Source organism: Streptomyces sp. NPDC007872 (genome assembly GCF_042868165.1).
Classification (GTDB): domain Bacteria; phylum Actinomycetota; class Actinomycetes; order Streptomycetales; family Streptomycetaceae; genus Streptomyces.
The window spans coordinates 70,922-88,573 of record NZ_JBIAEA010000007.1 but is presented as its reverse complement, the minus strand read 5'-3'; the positions used below and the strand labels follow the sequence as shown (position 1 = coordinate 88,573).

General features: G+C 73.3%; 14 protein-coding genes and 1 pseudogene. 14 read left to right on the top strand and 1 reads right to left on the bottom strand.

Annotated elements, in window-relative coordinates; genetic code table 11:
- The first annotated feature begins 156 nt into the window (after nt 1-156).
- Together ACFYNX_RS24300 and ACFYNX_RS24295 are read left to right on the top strand one after the other, a co-directional pair.
- A complete protein-coding gene (locus ACFYNX_RS24300) occupies nt 157-1,434 on the top strand; it encodes an MFS transporter (protein WP_388664069.1) in 1,278 nt (425 codons plus the stop codon).
- A gap of 237 nt (nt 1,435-1,671) precedes the next feature.
- Nucleotides 1,672-2,247 (top strand): hypothetical protein, encoded by a 576-nt coding sequence (locus tag ACFYNX_RS24295; RefSeq protein ID WP_388664067.1) that lies wholly within the window; start codon nt 1,672-1,674, stop codon nt 2,245-2,247.
- Nucleotides 2,248-2,395: 148 nt separating this feature from the next.
- Here ACFYNX_RS24295 and ACFYNX_RS24290 read toward each other — a convergent pair.
- Nucleotides 2,396-2,557: pseudogene (locus tag ACFYNX_RS24290) on the bottom strand (DUF4396 domain-containing protein); the annotation flags it as partial.
- Nucleotides 2,558-2,643: 86 nt separating this feature from the next.
- Here ACFYNX_RS24290 and ACFYNX_RS24285 point away from each other — a divergent pair.
- The 12 genes from ACFYNX_RS24285 to ACFYNX_RS24230 all read left to right on the top strand — a co-directional run bounded on the left by ACFYNX_RS24285 (nt 2,644) and on the right by ACFYNX_RS24230 (nt 17,649).
- On the top strand, nt 2,644-3,504 hold the full coding sequence (locus ACFYNX_RS24285) for a hypothetical protein (RefSeq protein WP_388664066.1): 861 nt from the start codon (nt 2,644-2,646) through the stop codon (nt 3,502-3,504).
- Nucleotides 3,505-3,799: 295 nt separating this feature from the next.
- On the top strand, nt 3,800-4,210 hold the full coding sequence (locus ACFYNX_RS24280; protein ID WP_388664064.1) for an ankyrin repeat domain-containing protein: 411 nt from the start codon (nt 3,800-3,802) through the stop codon (nt 4,208-4,210).
- Nucleotides 4,211-5,085: 875 nt separating this feature from the next.
- Nucleotides 5,086-5,826 carry a TauD/TfdA family dioxygenase gene (locus ACFYNX_RS24275; RefSeq protein WP_365540226.1) on the top strand — a complete coding sequence of 247 codons (741 nt, stop codon included), beginning with the start codon at nt 5,086-5,088 and terminating at the stop codon, nt 5,824-5,826.
- 18 nt (nt 5,827-5,844) lie between these two features.
- Nucleotides 5,845-6,267, top strand: coding sequence for an aspartate 1-decarboxylase (panD, locus tag ACFYNX_RS24270; RefSeq protein WP_365540225.1), 423 nt, complete (start codon nt 5,845-5,847; stop codon nt 6,265-6,267).
- The gene (locus ACFYNX_RS24265; protein ID WP_388664061.1) at nt 6,264-7,670 is read left to right on the top strand and encodes a DUF6002 family protein; all 1,407 of its coding nucleotides are present in this window, start codon (nt 6,264-6,266) and stop codon (nt 7,668-7,670) included. The genes panD and ACFYNX_RS24265 overlap by 4 nt, the downstream gene beginning before the upstream one ends.
- Before the next feature lie 49 nt (nt 7,671-7,719).
- Nucleotides 7,720-8,916, top strand: coding sequence for a GNAT family N-acetyltransferase (locus ACFYNX_RS24260; RefSeq protein WP_388664059.1), 1,197 nt, complete (start codon nt 7,720-7,722; stop codon nt 8,914-8,916).
- Nucleotides 8,913-10,046, top strand: coding sequence for a hypothetical protein (locus tag ACFYNX_RS24255; RefSeq protein ID WP_388664057.1), 1,134 nt, complete (start codon nt 8,913-8,915; stop codon nt 10,044-10,046). The genes ACFYNX_RS24260 and ACFYNX_RS24255 overlap by 4 nt, the downstream gene beginning before the upstream one ends.
- Nucleotides 10,043-10,873, top strand: coding sequence for a methyltransferase domain-containing protein (locus tag ACFYNX_RS24250; protein ID WP_365540221.1), 831 nt, complete (start codon nt 10,043-10,045; stop codon nt 10,871-10,873). Before ACFYNX_RS24255 ends, ACFYNX_RS24250 begins: the two co-directional genes overlap by 4 nt.
- Before the next feature lie 27 nt (nt 10,874-10,900).
- Nucleotides 10,901-12,226, top strand: a complete 1,326-nt coding sequence (locus tag ACFYNX_RS24245; RefSeq protein WP_388664055.1) for a hypothetical protein — start codon at nt 10,901-10,903, stop codon at nt 12,224-12,226.
- A gap of 38 nt (nt 12,227-12,264) precedes the next feature.
- Nucleotides 12,265-13,500, top strand: a complete 1,236-nt coding sequence (locus tag ACFYNX_RS24240; protein ID WP_388664053.1) for an MFS transporter — start codon at nt 12,265-12,267, stop codon at nt 13,498-13,500.
- Between the two features lie 40 nt (nt 13,501-13,540).
- Nucleotides 13,541-16,129, top strand: a complete 2,589-nt coding sequence (locus ACFYNX_RS24235; protein ID WP_388664051.1) for a lantibiotic dehydratase — start codon at nt 13,541-13,543, stop codon at nt 16,127-16,129.
- A complete protein-coding gene (locus ACFYNX_RS24230; protein ID WP_365540217.1) occupies nt 16,126-17,649 on the top strand; it encodes a PqqD family protein in 1,524 nt (507 codons plus the stop codon). The genes ACFYNX_RS24235 and ACFYNX_RS24230 overlap by 4 nt, the downstream gene beginning before the upstream one ends.
- Nucleotides 17,650-17,652 lie beyond the last annotated feature (3 nt).

The following is a 17,652-nucleotide window of genomic DNA, read 5'->3' as shown; positions in this document are numbered from 1 at the left end:
ATGCCAGCATGCGCCCGTGCTGCGCATGAGCGCGTCTCCGGAGTCGCCACCCTGACTACTCTCGGCATCCATGGACATTGATTCTGTCACTAGGTGTAATCGGCGTGCCATGCGACGGACGGACGGGTCCAGGCCCCGAGCGAGTTACGAACATCGATGAAGCGGCTCTGGACGCAGACGCGGTCGTTCCCGCCGGTCGTGCGGCTGCTCATGGTGAACCAGTTCGCGATCAACCTCGGCTTCAGCATGCTGATGCCGTATCTCGCCCTCCACCTGGCGGGCACCCTGGGACTTGCCGCGTCGGCCGTGGGGCTGGTGCTCGGCCTCCGTCACCTCTCTCAGCAGGGCATGTACCTGCTGGGAGGCACGATCGTCGACCGGGTGGGCTACAAGACGCCCATCCTGACGGGCTGTCTCCTGCGCACGGCGGGTTTCGGGATGCTGGGCTGGGCGGAGACCCTCCCCGCCCTGATCTCCGCCTCTCTTGCCACGGGTTTCGCCAGCGCGCTCTTCAACCCTGCCGTCCGCGCCTGTCTCGCGGCAGAGGCCGGTGAGCGGCGCGTCGACGCGTTCGCCGTCTTCAACGTCTACTTCCAGGGCGGGATGCTGCTGGGACCGGTCGTCGGATTCGCCCTGCTGGCCGTCGACTTCCGTCTGGTGTGCGTGGTGGCGGCCGGTGTGTTCGGCGCCCTCGCGGTTCTCCAGTGGCGGGCCCTGCCCGCACGGCGCAGTCCGACTCCGTGCGGGGTCGCGGCACAGTGGCGCGCGGTAGCCGCCAACCGGCCCTTCACGCTCTTCTCCCTGGCCATGGCCGGCTCTTCCGTCCTGACCTTCCAGACCTACATGCTCCTTCCTCTCGTCGCCTCCGAGACGCTCGGTTCCGACGGCCCGCTCGTGACCGGTGCGCTGTTCGTCGCGTCGGCGGCCGTGGCGGTCGCGGCACAGCTGCGCCTGACCGCGTGGGTGAAAGTCCGGTGGAGCGCTCAGCAGACCCTGGTGCGAGGACTGTCGCTCACGGGACTGGCGTTCGTCCCGCTCACCCTGTTTCCCCAGGGGACCACCCTGGTGAGGAGCGGGTGTCTGGCCACGACAGCCGTACTGCTGGCCGTGGCATCGACCGTGATCCACCCGTTCGAGATGGACATGGTGGTGGCGCTGGCGCGGGGCCGTTTCGTCGCCACTCACTACGGTCTCTACAGCACCGTCGCGGGTTTGAGCATCACCGGCGGAAACTTCGCCGCGGGCGTCCTGTGGGACGCCACACGCCATGAGGAGTACCTGGTCTGGGGGACGCTGACCGTGCTGGGGCTCGCGTGCGCCGCCTGGGTCGCGGTGCTCGGCCGTACGGGCCACTTGCCGGTACGACCGCCGGACGCCGTACCTGTCCGAGCTCCGCGCACCCCGGTCGCCGGACAGTCCGACCAGACCGCCTGACGGCCCGTCTCACCCGGTCGGGTGCTCGGGACGATCCTTCCGGAGGCGGTGTCGCCGCTCCGCCGGACGACCGTCTTCGCGGATGCCGACTGCCGTGGTCGGGTCCAGGGCCGGTTCGAGCCCGGCGGCTACGAGGAATCCGCGTTCCGGCGGCAGGTCGCGCGCGAAGAGGCTGAAGGTGGCCCGTGCCCGCATGTCCTCCCGCATGCCGCGACCAAGGCGGGCTGCTCGCGCCCGGTGGAACTGTCGGCGACCCGCCCCCGGATCGGAGAGGTCCCCTTCGACAGCCTCCGCAAGCGCATGACCACGCTGCGTTCCGCCGGGGAGGACCGGGTGCTCGTCTGTCTGAAGGGCGCTTCCGAAGCGGTGCTGCTGTTCGCCTACGCCACCCGCCCCGGCACCGACGCCGAGCCCGCCGTGCGCGCCCTGCTGACCGCCGAGGCCACACACCGGCGGTACACCCACGGCGTCAAGGACACCACCCTGGTCAGACCCGACACCTGGACCCACGACCAGGCCCTCCTGGACCGGCCGGGCAACCAGGAGATCCAGCTCGCCCTCTTCCGGGACTACAAGAACAACCTCGACGCCTATCCCGCCTTCCAGGACTACTTCCGCGCCACCTGGGTCCCCCTCCTGGCGATCTGGGGCCGCAACGACGAGATCCTCGGCCCCGACGGCGCCGAGGCATACCGCCGCGACCTGCCCGACGCCGAGATCCCTCTCCTCGCCACCGGCCGCTTCGCCCTGGAAGACCACCTCGACACCATCACCGGGTACGTCCGCGGCTTCCTCGGACGCGTCCTGAACTGACCCCGCGCCCCGGCGGGCCAAAGGGCCGCCGTGTCCGGAGCGGCCCGACGCGGGGGCTCGCCACCGGCACGGCGCGCAAAGACGTCCGGGGCGATCCAGGAGAGTGGAGTGCCCCGGGTGACGGATGACGGACGTCGTGGATGGCGGGTCAGTGGTGGGCGTGGACCACGGCGTGGCCCTTGCCGCGGCCGATCATCCACTTGTTGACCGGTGTGGTGATCAGGAAGGCGACGGCGAGACCACCCAGCAGGGCGCCCCAGAACACCCCGTCGGACAGGTGCGCGCCCATCGCTCCGAGGGCGAGGGGAACCGGAGGGGGTGCTTGTGTCCTGTCCCGAAGGGGGAGTGTCAAGGAGAGCGGGACCGGTGCCCGCGGGGCGCCCCTACAGTGGGGCGATGACCTCCATCATCTCTTCTTCGCTGGTGCTTCGCGGAACGCTCGGACGGCGTGCCCGGCTGCGTTCGGGGGAGCTGTTGCTGCGGTCGGGGCGGGAGGTCCGGCGGATACCCGTGGCGGCGATCGAGCGTGTGGAGGTGCGCGGGCTCCGCGGGCGTACGCTCGTCGTCGTCCTGACCGGACAGGAGCCGGACGCGGCGCGGACCCATCGGTTCGCCTCGCTCAGGCCCACTGCGGTGAAACGCTTCGCCACCGTCCTGCGAGAGGCGCTACCGGTGCGCGACACGGCCGAGCTGGCCCTTTCCGGCCCGTCACTGGTGCGCGTCGAGGCCTTGGAGCGCCCGGGGCTGCCCTCCGTCCGGTGGGACGTGGCCGTCGTCGTCGCGTTCTTCCTGGTGCTGGCCGCGCTGCTGATCACCCGGTCCTGGACCGGAGCCGTCCTCTGGCCGCTCGTCCCGACGCTGGTCGGCGCGGGAGTCAGCCTGACCGAACTGGGCTGGAAGCCCGTCCGCGAGGGCTGGATCCTGGCCGTGCGGGGGATCACGGTCGACGGGCGGCGCGAGAACTCGGGTTCTGTGGACGCGGGGGACTCCGACGCGTCGTACGTCTACCTGTTCACGGACGCCGAAGGAGCCATGCGCGCGTACCGGGGGACGAACGGGGGGCGTGACGAGGAGGAGATCCTCTACGATCCGCGGAACCCGGGCGTCAACCAGTTGCGACGCCGCAACGCCGCGCAGTTCGTCATCGGACTGGTCCTCCTGGTGGTCCTCGTCCTTCCCCTGCTGGGCGGCGGCGTGGCTCTCGGGCTGTCGATCCTCGCCGACCTGTTCGGCTTCGTGCCGGTCACGGTGTTCTAGGAACCTTCACCTCGGTCCTGGTGAAGTCCGCGTGCCGCGCCTCGGGCCCGGCCGACCACCGTCGGCGCCGGCGGTCGAGTCCAGCGTCGATCGCCTCGAGGGGCATCGCGCTGTCGCCGCGGGATACGGCAAGCGCGCCGTTCGCCACGGAGCCGCGGAGTCACGGCGCCGGTCGCGGCGATCGGCTGAGGGATGAGAGCGGCTCCGGCGTGCTTGTGACCGCCAGGTTCACCCGTTGTGAAGCAGCGACAGCAGAAGAAGCCGTCCCGCCGTCTCTTCGAAGCAGTCCTGGCGGGTGACACCGCGCGCGAAGGCACTGTTGCGCGGTGGACCGAGTCCGGAGAGGCGGAACGGTGACGGCACCACCGCGCTGTACCTGGCCTCGGTGCAGGGCGAGGCCGAGACGGCTCGTCTGCTCGTGGAAGCCGGTGCCTCTCCCGACACCGAGAGCAGCGGCCTCGGCTCGGAGGGCACACCGCTGTGCGCGGCCGCCTGCTGGGGACACACCGAAACGATCCGGCAGTTGTCGGCACATGGTGCCGGTACCCACCTCCGCGAAGACCACGGCGCAGGCAAGTCCCCACTGGACTGGGCGAACAACGGACCTCATCCCGACGCCGCCGAGATCCTCCGGGCGGCAGGGGCGCGACCGACAACCCATCCGGCTCCGTGGCCGGCCGGAAGCAGGCGCGTGCCGCACCAGTGACCTCAGGGCCCCTTGGGTCCGGTGCTCTCGTCGTTCGTGGCGGTGGGGGAGCCGTGTTCCCCGTCTCCGGGCAAGGTCCGAGGCCGAGATCGCGTGACGAGTCCATGCGTGCGTGACACCCGGACCGATCGGCGGTGCAGCCGAGGTCCTCGACGACCGGGACGGCGCCCCGACGCCCACGAAGCCTCCCTCGGCCCCGCCGCCCGCCTCCCCACCCACCGGCGCGCCCGAGGTCCCGTCCGGCACTTCCGGACGTGCGGAATCCTCCCCGTTCAGGCCGGAACCCCGCATTCGCCGGCGGGCCCGCACGGCCGGTTCCCTGCCGCGCGAGGCATTCCGCTTGTGACGGATGCGCGCGGCATAGGGATGTTCGGAGCGGGAGGTGTGGCCGGAGTCCCCGGTCCCCCCGGAGGGGCGGGAAGGGTTTCGGCCGACCTGAGGGGCGCGTCCCGTGCGCCCGGCACGGATCGCGGGCCGGGCTGACCAGGGGTTCCGGCGATCCGCGGGAAGCGAGTTCCCGCTGGCATATTCGGCGTGAACTGATGCGTTAGCGAAAGCATTTGCAGGCCACGGGGGGACCGGCCGGAAGAGGCTTGTGGCAGTGTTCCGATCCTGTCGGCGGGAAGGACGCACAGCCTCCCCCCGCCGCCGGGGAGCGCACGAGGCCCGTGCCGAGGACCGGCCGGGCACGCCCCCTTGATGCGACAGGCGCGTCGCGCGCCCTGCCGGATCCGACGAACCCGGTCGCCGCGATGTTCCTTCGCGGCAAGCGCCGTGCGGGACACGGCGCCCTACGACATCCGCCCGCGGCTCGACAGCCGCCGCGGACATCAGACCGCCGAGTGGTCAGCACTCGCATGTCCACGGAGGAGTACGTGGCCCATTCCCCCGTCAGCATCCTGTCCCAGCTCGACTTCAACCGGCAGCCGCTCCAGGAGGAGCTGCTGATGAGGACCTTCCACCAGCTCATGGAGGAACACGGTTACGTGCTGCTGTGCAACGTGACCGAGGAGTTCGACCCGGTGCGCCTGTGCCGGAGCCTGGGCGACTTCGTGCCCAACTACACGGGCGCCGTGGTGGGCGACGTACGCCCCGAACCGGGTATGGACGACGTCTACCACGCGGGCAACACCCGCCCCCTCACCCCGCACTCCGAGGGATACGACTTCGCCGTCACCCCGCCCCGCTACATCGCCCTGTGGTGCGTCTCCCCGGCCGAGGGACCCGGCGGCGAGACCACCCTCATGGACACGCGTCCCCTGGTGGAAGCGCTGTCGGAGCAGGAGAGGCAGCGGCTGCTGGACACGGACTACGCGTGGAAGACCACCGAGGGCGTGCAGCGGCTCGGCCTCGACCTGCACACCCGCCACCCCGTTCTGGAGGACCACCCCGAGGGGCCGATCGTCCGGTTCAGTTGCAACAACCTCATCCGGGACGACGACGACCCGGTCGCGGAGCTCCAGGACCGCTGGCACAAGAGCTTCGAGCGCGACCACGTCGCCGTGGACTACCGCGAACGCGACATGTTGGTGTGGGACAACTGGCGGCTCCTGCACGCGCGCAACGCCTTCAGCGACCGCAACCGCCACCTGCGCCGCATCCAGATAGCCGGCTGACACCCCGGAGGGGCACCCATGTACCGGACCATGCTGCACAGCAAGATCCACCGCGCCACGGTCACCCAGGCGGACCTGCACTACGTCGGCTCGGTGACCATCGACCGCACCCTGATGGAGGCGGCCGACCTGCTGCCCGGCGAGCAGGTCGACATCGTCGACATCGACAACGGCAACCGGCTCACCACCTACGTCATCGAGGGCGAGGCCGACAGCGGGGTCATCGGCATCAACGGCGCGGCCGCCCGGCTGATCTCCCCGGGCGACCTGGTCATCGTCATCGGCTACCGCACGGTGGCCGAGCAGGAGGCCAGGGACAACAAGCCGCACGTCGTCTTCGTGGACCGGAGCAACCGGCCCGTGACCGTCGGCCACGACCCCGCCGAGACCCCCGTCGCGGAACTGACCCGCGGCGACGTGCTCCAGGGAGCCGCCCGATGACGACCACGACACCCGGGCCGGCCACCCGCGACACGACGGCCCCCACCGACGCCCCCGGCACCCCCGCCGCCTCCCCGGAGAGCGTCGTGTGCCCCGCCGCGCTGACCCGCTACGACCGGGAACTGCGCCAGATCCTGGCCGCGGCCGGGGACGCCGCCGAGACCCCCGCCGGATTCTCGCCCCGCTGGGAACTGCCCGAGCCGAGCCCGTCGCTGGAGACGTTCTTCGCGCCCTCCACCATGAGCGCGCACCACCTCGGGGAGCGGGCCGGCACCCGCCTGGGCCTGCTCAACCTGATGCACAACCCGCGGACCCGCACCACCAAGACGTTCGCCTCCCTGGTGATCGTGGCCCGGGCCGTCGCCCACGTCCGCCGCACCGGCGAACCGGTCATGATCGTCACCCCGTCCAGCGCGAACAAGGCCACGGCACTGCGCGACGCCGTGCTGCGCGCCCACGAAGCGGGCCTGGCGACCGAACGGGAGCTGCGCATCGCCTGCGTGGTGCCCTCCGTCTCCGCCACGAAGCTCTGGGACTCGCCGCTCGCGCAGGACGCGGAACGGCGCCGCGCCCACCCGGTGGCCGTCTCGCACGGCGGAGGCTCCGCCCAGGTCAAGGAGCTCGCGCGGGCCGTGGTGGACGCGGAGGCCGACGCCGTCTTCGCCGCCCACGGGGTCCGGCTGTGGCACACCATGGACCTGGGCAACTACATGGTCGCCGACGCCGTACGCGCCCTCTTCGAGCGCGACAACCTCCCGCGGGAACCGCGCGTCCACGCCCACGCGGTGTCCAGCGCCTTCGGACTGCTCGGCCACTTCCACGGCCAGCAGTGGCACACCGGCCGCCAGTGGCCCGCCGAAGGCGCCGGCTACTTCCTGGTCCAGCACCTCGGCACGCCCGACATGGTCGCCAGCCTCCACCACGGCGGCTTCGACCACCGGCCCGCGTGGGAGGCCCGCGACGGGCTCCTCGTCCAGAGCGAGGACCCCCGCTTCCCGTTCGCCGCCCACGCGGCCGACGAACAGCTCGACCCCACGTTCTACACCCACACCCCGGCCACCTCCCCGCGGATGAACGAGATCATCCGCCGGCAGGGCGGCGGCGGCATCGTCGTGTCGCTCGTCGAGTGCGTCGAACGCTATCCCGCGATCCGCGAACTGCTCGCCCCGCACGGCGTCGTCCTGCCGAGCGACCCGCGCCGACTGCGGGAGTGGTCGCTCGTCATGGCGCTCACCGGCGTGTTCAACGCCGTCGACCGGGGACTGCTCACCGACCCCGAGGTCCTGGTGCACGCTTCGGGCTCCTACCACAGCGGCGACTTCCGCCCCGTACGCGACGAACACCTCCGGCCCGTCGACTCCCTCGACGACCTGCGCGCACTGGTGCGGGAGGCGGCCGCCTGACCTCCGGCAGCCCGCGCCGGAGCCCGTCTTCTTCCGTCAGGGGACCCCCTTGCCTGCTCTCCTCCCGCCCGCCCGGACCGCCGACCCGGCCCCGCCCGACGGCCCCGCCCGCCCCACCTCACCGCTGCGCTCCCGGGCGGCGTACGCCTGGAACAACAGCCCGGGCGCCGGCTGGCGGACCGCCCGCCGGCTGGCCGACACCGCGCCCCGCAGCGTCCGGGCCACCGTCTCGCACGGCCCGCCCGGCGCACCCGTCATCGCCTACGTCGGCCTCCCCCAGGGAGAGGCCAACATCCTGCAGCTCCTCGAACACCAACGCGCCCGCCTGGGGGCGCCCGTGACGCGCCGTCAGACCGCCCGCGTCGGCTGGCGGCACCTCGCCGAGGGGCGGTGGCCGCCGGCCGACCTCGTGGTCGTGGGGGCCGACGCCGCGCGGATGGACCGGCTGCCCGACACCACCGCGCTCACCGCGCCCTTCCGGGTGCACCTGGTGGTCGACGTCCCCCCGTCCCAGGAGGAGCTCCAACGACAGATCTCCCGGCGCGAGCGATGGGAGTTCAACCGCAACCAGCGCCGGCACGACTGGGAGCTCCAGGAGGACCCCTCCCCGGAGGCCCTCGACTTCTTCTACCGGCGCATGCACCGGCCGACCATGCGGCGCCGCCACGGCGACCGCAGCCGCACCGAGAGCCTGTCCGTGGCGCGGCACGCCATCCTGCCGCGGGGCACGCTGCTGTTCGTGACCAGCGGCGGCCGGCGGGTGGCCGGCGTGCTGTGCCACTGGTCGCCGGACCGCCGTACGCTCACCACCCGGCTCCTCGGCGTCCTGGACGGCGACGAACAGCACTACGCGGACGGCGCGTTCAAAGCGGTGTACCACCTGCTGCTGCGGTGGGCCTGCGCGCGGCGCGTACCGCACGTGGACTTCTTCGGCACCGAGGCGTTCCTCAGCAAGGGCATCTTCCAGTGGAAGCGCAAGTTCGCCCCCCGCGTCCAGTTGCCGCCCAACCACTTCTCCCGCAAGCGGATACGCCTGTACGTACGCAACGACACCCCCGGGGTCCGTGACCTGCTGGTGGCCAACCCGCTGCTGAGCTGGACCGCGGGACCGGACGGCCCGCGCATGACGCCCACCTACTTCACCGACGCCCAGCGCCCGCCACGGCTGGACGTCAGCGCACGCTGCCCCGGACTGCCCGAGCCGCGCCTCCTCGACCTCGACGCCTTCCTCGGAGGCGGCCGATGAGCCCGCCGCGCATCGCGATCGCCGGGACCGGCGCCTTCGCCGGCACCCTGCTGCGCGCCCTGGCCCGGCACCGGGAACCGCTCGACCTGTCCGTCCTCGGCTCCGACGCGGGCCGGGCGGGCGAACTGGCCGAGCTGGCCCGCAACCACGCGGCACTCAGCGGCGCTCCCCCCACCTGCCGGGGACACGGGGTCGACCCCGGCGATCCGGACGGGCCGGAGCGCCTGCTGGCCTCCCTCCGCCCCGACGTCCTGGTGGTCTGCACCTCCGAACACAGCCCCGCGGAGAGCCGCACCGCCCCCTCGGCCTGGACGGACCTGGTGTCCCGGGCCGGGTTCGCCCTGACCCTGCCCCTGCAGACCGGGCACGTCCTGCGCTACGCCCGGGCGGCCGAACGGGCCGCACCGGACACCCTGCTCGTCAACGCCTGCTTCCCCGACGCCGTCAACCCGCTCCTCACCGCCCTCGGCACGCCGGTGGTCTGCGGGGTGGGCAACGTCGCCACCCTGGCCGCCGCGCTGGCCGGCCGGGCCGGCGTCGCCGACCCCCGGCGACTGCACCTGCTGGCCCACCACGCCCACCTGCACCCCCCCGAAGCGCCCGGCCTCGACGCACGGGCCTGGCTGGACGGGTCCCCCGTCGACCTGACCGGCGAACTGACCGCGGTCCGCCGGCGCGCCCGGAGCCACCTCAACGAGGTGGGGGCGCTGGCCGCCGCGGCCCCCCTCGCCGCCCTCGCGGGTGCGGGCCCCGACCACACCGGGCACCTGCCCGGCCCCGCCGGACTGCCCGGCGGCTACCCCGTGACCGTCACGCACCGGCACGTCGCCCTGCGGCTGCCGCCCGGCCTGTCCCGCGACGAAGCGGTGCGCTGGAACACCGAGGCCGGCCGGCTCGACGGGGCGGTCGCCGGGGCCGGCGGCGCCGTCCGGCTCACCCCGGCCGCGCTGTCCGCGCTGCGCCCGCACTGGCCGGACGTACCCGAGGAGTGGACCCCGGCCCGGCTGACGCCGCTGCGCGAGGCGGTGCTCCGGCTGCGGGCCCGACTGCGCGCCCTGCCCCCGTCCCCGCCTCCGCCTCCGCCAAGTGACCCCCGCACGACGCCTTCACTCCAGGGAGCTGCCCCATGACCGTGGCCGACCAGTACCTGATGGGCGCCGCCGCCTCCGAACTGGACCGGATGCTCTTCCAGGGCGAGCTGTTCCGCCCGGAGGCCCGGCAGCTCCTCGAACGGTGCGGTCCCGGGCCGGGCGAGCGGGCCCTCGACGTCGGCTGCGGCCCGCTGGGCATCATGGACCTGCTCGCCGACCGGGTCGGCCCCGGGGGCGAGGTCGTCGGACTGGACGTCCAGGCCTCGATGGTGGAGCGGGCCCGGGAGGAGGTCGCCGCCCGGGGCCTGGACAACGTCCGCCTGGTCCACGGGGACGCGGCCGTGAGCGGCGAGGAGCCCGGCAGCTTCGACTTCGTCCACACCCGCCTGGTGCTGATGAACGTCCCCCACAGCGACGCCGTGCTCGCCGAGATGACCGCCCTGACCCGGCCCGGCGGCACGCTCGCCGTGCAGGACGTGGACTGGGTCACCCGGGTCTGCGACCCGCCCCACCCCGCCTGGGACCGGCTGGTCGGCGTCGTCGCGGAGCTGTGGCGGCGCAACGGCATGGACGTACGGCTCGGCCGCAGGCTGCCCCGCCTGCTGCGCGACGCCGGCCTGCTCGACGTACGCGTCGACGTCTTCGCCCGGGCCTTCCAGCCGGACCACCCCTACCAGACGCTCCTGGCCGACCGGGCCGAGCTGTGCCGGGACGCCCTGGTCGACCAGGACCTGATCACCGCCGGCGAGCTGGACGACTGCGTCGGCCGGGTGCGCGCCCACGTCCTCGCACCGGACACCGTCGTCGTCCACCCGCTGCTCTTCCAGGCCTGGGGACGGCGGCCGCCCCAGGATCCCACCGCCTGATCGCCCCGCGCGAGAACAAGGAGAACCATGTCAGCGACCTCCTGCGAGCTTCCCGGAACCGGGCTGGCGGCCCCGTCCGCCCAGCACGTGCGCGAACGGCTGCTGTACGGCATGCGTGACGTGCCCTTCCCGCCGGGGGCGGTTCCCCTCCACCCGGTGCTGCTGCCCCGTTCCGTCTACGAGGAGCTGCACGCCGCCGCCGCCCGGGTGCTCCAGGTGCTGGTGAAGGTGGCCCACGGACTCGGCGGGGACCGCGCCGAACGGCTCGCCGCGCTGAGCGTCGATCCCGCCGAATGCCCGCTGTTCACCTCCGACGAGGCCTGGGAGTGGCGCTACGCCGCCGCCATCGCCCGGCCGGACGCCTTCGTCACCCCCGACGGGATCCGGCTCATCGAGTACAACGCCGGGGGCGGCGTCGGCGCGGTGGTGCAGACGCAGCTCCTCGCGGACGCCTGGGTCGACGACGTCTACGCCGACCGGTCGCTCTTCGCCCACCGTCCCTTCCGGGCCCGCGCCGACATGTTCGAGGCGATGTGCGCCCGCGAGGGCACCGCCCGTGCGGTCGTCCTGCAGGGGAGCGTCGCCGACCTCGTGCGCGGCGTCAGCAGCACCCGCTACTTCGACGTCGAGGTGGACTACCTGCGCTCGCGCGGATTCGACGCCGCCTTCTTCGAACCCGAGGACCTGGTGGAGGGCGTGCTGAGCCCCACCGGAGAATTGCGCTACCCGGTGGGGCTGCGCCACTTCACCGTCCAGGAGTGGACCGAGCTGGGCGTGGACTGGACACCGGTGGGCGAAGTCCTGGAGGCGGGCTGCCAGTTGGTCTCCTCGGAGACCTCCTCGCTGCTCTTCAACAAGAAGCTCCTCGGCATCGCGTCCGAGGGGCACCCCTCGATGACCCCCGAGGAACGGCGTCTGGTGGACCGCTACGTGCCGTGGACCCGCGTGACCGGCGACCGCGAAGTCGTCCACCGGGGCCGCCGGTGGCCGCTGGAGGACCTGCTGCTGGAGCGGCAGGAGGAGTTCCTCCTCAAGGGCGCCACCGGCATGAAGGGCGAGCAGGTCACCATGGGCCGGGACACCGACCGGGAGACCTGGCGCGCCGAGGTGCGCCGGGCCGTGCAGCGCGAGGACTGCGTCGCGCAGCAACGGGTGGAATCCGTGCGCCGGCCGATGACCACGCAGGGCGCCGACGGCGAGGTGTACACCACGCAGGTGGCGCCCGTGCTGGGGCCGGTCGTCATCGGAGGCGCCCCGGCGGGCTGCCTGGCGCGCTACTTCGCCGACGGCCAGGACGGTGTCATCAGCGTGGAACGGCACGGGGCCGCACAGAACGTCGCCGTGGCCGCATGACCGCCGGCTCCGGTGGTACGAAGGAGGAAGGCGCCCGGATGAAGAAGCGCGCCACCGTACCCCTCTTACTCGGCGGCCAGGCGGTCAACGGCTTCGGCGACGGCCTGTGGTTCAGCATCTGGGCCATCTACTTCACCCGCATCCAGCACATCCCCGCCGAGAGCATGGGCCTGGCCATCGGGATCGGGGGAGTGGCGGGCTTCCTCGCGGCGATACCCGTCGGCACCGCGGCCGACCGCCGCGGGCCGCGCGAAGTCCTCTTCCTGATCGTCCTGCTGCGCGGCGCGGCCTCCGCCGCCTACATCTTCGTGGACGGCTTCTGGTCGCTGCTCCTCGTCTCCTGCTGCTACTCCGCCGTGCAGAGTTCGGGCGTCGGCGTCCGGGTCAGCCTCGTCTACCAGCTCATGGACAAGGACAACAGCCTGCGCGTCCTGGCGCAGGGCCGGGTCGTGCAGCACATCGCCTACGCCGCGGGCGCCGGCGCCGCCATGCTGGTCCTGGCCGACGGAGGGCGCTCCGTCTTCGTGGCGTCCATCCTGGTCAACGCCGTCACCTTCGCCGTCGCCGCGGTCCTGACCCTGGCCCTGCCGCACGTCCCGGCGACCCCGGTCGAACGGCGGCAGAAGGGCACGGCGGTGCTGCGCGACCTGCCGTACGTGGGGCTGATGAGCACCACCGCGCTCCTGTCGCTGTGCTGGCCGCTGCTCTCCAGCGGTCTGCCGCTGTGGATCGCGGAGGGCACCGAGGCACCGCTGTGGACGGCCGGCCTGGCGGTCGCGGTCAGCTCCCTGGCCATCGCCCTGTTCCAGGTGCGCGTCACCCGGCAGGCGGTGGACATCCCCCGCTCCGTGCGCTCCAACCGCGTCTCCGCCCTCGCCCTCGCCTGCTGCTGCCTGGTCTTCGCCGCGGCTGCCTGGGCGGGCAGCCCGCTGCTGGCCACCCTGGTCATCGTCCTCGGGATGGGCGCGCACGTCGTCGGCGAGCTGTTCTACGTCTCCTCCCGCTGGGGCCTGTCCCTCGGCTTCATGGTCAAGGAGGCCGAGGGCCAGTACCAGGGCCTCACCGCCAGCACCGAGTCGGGCGCGACGGCACTGGGCCCCGCGCTGGTCACCGCCCTGGTCAGCGGAGCGCGGGAGGCCGGCTGGCTGGTGCTCGGGGCGCTGCTCCTGCTGAGCACCGTCCCGGTGGGAGCCCTGTCCCGGCGCGCCGCACGCGACCCCCGGCGGGTGACGTGGACGGACGAGCGGACCACGGAGCGAAAGGCGGCGTGCTGACCCCCGGCTCCCCCTTCCACCAGCGGCTCCGAGGAGCGCCATGACCGCACTGTCCCCCGATCCCGTCACCACGCCGTCGCCCCACCGGCCCGCCCTGCCCTGGCAGCCCGCGTCCGCGGCCGTCCTGCGCATGGCCGGCTACCCCTTCGCCCTGCTCCACGCGCTGAGCGACCCGGAGTGCCTGCGCCTGGCCCGCCTGCGCCTGGCCGCCCGGGAAGAGCTGGACTCATTCGCCCGGCAGGCCGAGACCTCGCGCGGGGAGGCGACGAACAACGCCGACCGCTCACTGCTGCGGGCCCTGCGCCGGGGCCGCCCCTACCCGCCGCGCGACGAGCCGCTGTCCGAGCCGTTCGCCCGCACGGCGCGACGCCACGAGGAAGCCCTGCGCCGCCGCGACGACGCCGACCACGCCTACCGCCAGGCGTACGCGGCGGCCTGCCTCGGCGGCGCCGAGCGGGTCCTGGACCTCTTCCGCACCACTCCCTCGCTCCAGGACATGCTCCTGGTGTCCAACGACTCCGCCCACGCCCGACTGGTCCGCTGGCTGCACCGGGCCGACCCCCGGGGCACGTGGAGCAAGCAGGACCGCAACAACACGGCCACCCTGGTGCGCTACCTCCAGCGGGTGTGCGCCAAGAACGACACGACCAGCCACTTCGGCCCGCTCGCCCCGGCCCGACTGGACGGCTCGCGCACCGGCGTGCACTGGCGGCCCGCGCCGCTGCGCCGCCACACCGTGCTCTCCCGGTGGGCGGTGGAGGCGGTCGCCGGGGCCCTGCGCGAGGCGCACGAGGACGTGCGGCTGCTCGACCGGCCCCGCCGCGCCCCCGGCGCCCGTACGGAAGGCGGCCGGCTGCACCTCGTCCGCCTCGACCAGCGCCGCATGAGCACCGAGGTGCGCGAAACCGTCCACCCCGCGCCGCCCCGCGACCTGACCCCGGCCCTGCTGGAGCTGTTCGACCGCTGCGACGGGGAGACCACCGTCGCGCGGCTCGCCGCCGACATCGGCCGCGAACCCCGCGAGGTCGCGGGGGACGTCGCGGCCCTGCGGGACCTGGGCGCCGTGGCCGGGGAACCGGACCTGGCCTACGGAGTCGAAGACGCGCTGGAGGCCCTGCGCGACCGACTGTCCGTCCTGGGAGACGGGCACCCCGCGTCCCGGGCCTGTGCCCGCCTCGCGCGGGCCGTCACCGCCCTGCAGAGCGCGCCCCCCGACGGGCGGCCCCAGGCCCTGAGCGACCTGAAGTCGCTGTTCACCGACATCACCGGCCTGCCGCCGCACCGACCGCAGCGCGGCTTCTACAGCGACCACAGCCTGTTCCACGAACACTGCACCGGGGTCGCCGGGGACCTCGTGCTCGGCGAGCCGCTCGTCAGCCGGATGAGCGGCGAACTCTCCCTCCTGTACGACCTGTTCCTGCTGCGCCCGCGCTGGCGACTGCGACTGGAGCGGGAGCTCCTCGCCGACTGGTTCCGGCACCGCTTCGGCCCGGAGGCCCGCGTCCCCGCCGGCGACTACCTGACCGCGTTCGTCACCGACCTCGACCGGCTCGCCGACCGCTACCGGGACTGCGAGACACGGGTGAGCGCCATCGCCGGGGAACTGGAGGACGCGCTGTTGCCGCCCGCCGGCACCACCGCGCACCGCCACCACGTGGAGCGCGCCCGCGTCACGGCCCTCATCGACCGGTACGGACTGGACGAACCCGCCGTGTGCAACCCCGACCTGATGATCGCCGCCGCCGACCGCGATCACCTGGAACACGGCGAACCGACCCTGGTGGTGGGCGACCTGCACGCCATGGACGACCACCTCAGCCACGGCTCCATCGCCCCCTTCGTCGAACAGGCCTTTCCCTCGTTCCCGTCCGAGGAGGCCGAGCTCTACGCACGACTGCTCGCACCGGACGAGACCCTGGCCGACGTCACCCAGTGCCACCTGAACAAGACGTTCCCGCGGATCGCCCCCACGGGGCCGGACATCGAGGCGCACGACCGCTCCGACGCCCCGGGGCCCGACCGGCTGCGGCTGGCCGAGCTGACCGTGGAACTGGCCGACGGACGACTGCGGTTGCTCGCCCCCGACGGCCGGCGGCTGCGGCTGACCGTCCCGCCGCTGGCCTGGCCGATGCTGCGGCACAACCCGTTCGCGCCGTTCGGATTCCCGACCACCACCGAGACCAAGGCGGTCGGCGGCGCCGGCCGGACGCACCTGCCGCGGATCAGCGTCGGGGAGGTCGTGCTCCAGCGCGAACTGTGGCGCGTCGACCCCGCCGAGATCGCCGCGGCCGGCGTCGACGAGGAACCCGACGCCTTCGCCCGCCTCCAGCGGCTCCGCGCCCGGCTCGAACTGCCCCGCCACGTGTACGTGCGCTGCCCCGGCGAACCCAAACCCGTCTACTGCGACCTGGACAGCCCGCTCCTGGCGGGCTGCCTCACCCGTATGGCCGCCAGAGCACCGGAGGGCGGCCCACTGGAGATCAGCGAAATGCTCCCCGGCCCCGGACAGCTCTGGTTCGGCGACCAGGACGGCGGCCGCACCTGCGAGGTGCGCTACGCCGTGTTCACCGCCCGAGCGGGCGACAGCACCCCCGCCGCGCGACCGCCCACGTCGAAGAGGACGCCATGACCCGACATCCCAGCCCCGCCCCGCCCACCTCCACCCCCTCCTCCTCGCGGGACCGCCACGCGGACGTCCTGCGCGAGCTGCTCGACCACCTCGCCCCACGGGACCGGCAGGCCGTCCGGTCGGCCGCCGACCGGCTCGTCGACGCCCTGCGCCCGCACGGCGGCGTGCGGGACAGCACCGTCCTGGTGGGGTACGGCGGCGGCAAGGACAGCAGCTACACCGTCGCGTTCGTCCGCGCCGTCCAGCTCTTCACGGCCCGGCGCGACGGAGCCCCGTTCGTCCTCCGCAGCGCGACCAACCGCCACGCGGGCATGCCGCGGGCGGTGATGGAGAACATCGACCGGACCTACCGCGCGCTGGGCATGTACGACGACCCGTCCTGCGAACTGCTGCTGCTGGACGGCGGCCGGATACGCCCGTTCCGGCACGACCTGCCCGCGGACCCCGCCGTGACGGCCCGCAACCGCGCCGACATCCTGATGACGGGTCACCGCACGGCCGCCCAGGCCCGCCCCACCTTCTGCAACGCCTGCAACCTCTCCATGGCCAACTCCTTCGGCCTGGCCGCCGCGCACGGCCGGGGCGCCGACCTCATCGTCACGGGGGACTCGCGGGAGGAGCAGCGCGACTACGCCGTGTGGATCAACCGCCTGGGCCGCCAGGTGGGCCACGACCCGCGGGCACGGCGGCGCACCGGTTTCCCCCGCGTCCTGGGCGCGCTGGACACGGTGAGCCGCGCCTACGCGCGGACCATCCACGGAGAGGCTGCCCCCGAAGGCCCGGGGGTGCACGCCGACGTGCCCGCCGACCTGTCCTTCTTCTCCATCTTCGACGACACCCCCTACGACTCCGGCAGCCACTGGGAACTGCTGACCGAGTTCCTCGGCTTCCGCTTCGACGACCTCGCCTTCAGCTTCACCGAGTCCGACTGCGCCAACCCCGCCCTCATGGCCCATCTGCGCGGCCTGACCTGCGAGCACGTCCACGGACGCTCCTACGACGACGGCATGGACGAGTACGTGTCCTTCGCGCTGCGGCTGATGCGGCGCAAGGACTTCCCGCAGCGGCTCATCGACCGGATGGCGGAGCGCTACGCGGGCACCCCGGCACGGGCCGCCGTACGGGACGCGGTCGAGCGGTTCGCCGCGGAGGCGTACGGCCTCACCCCTCAGCACCTGGTGTGCCTGGTGCACGCCCCGTTCACCGCCCGCGGACAGCGGCTGTCCGCCTTCCTGCGCGCGGAGCACCCGGAGCTGGCGGCCGCCGAACCGGCCCTCCGCGCGCTGCTGGCGGCGCCGGCGGACGAACCCGTCACCGGCCCCGGCCTCGAACTGGCCGTCTCCCTGGAGGAGATCAGCGGACTGACGTTGCCCCAGGCGCGCCGGTTGTACGCCGACGACCGTCCCGACAGCGGAGCGCTGGTCAACCGCATCCTGGAGGACGATCCCCATAAGGAGCTGATCAGGACCAGGCACAGCGCGGACGGGCCGATCGTCCACGAACTGCTGTCCGGACGGTGACCC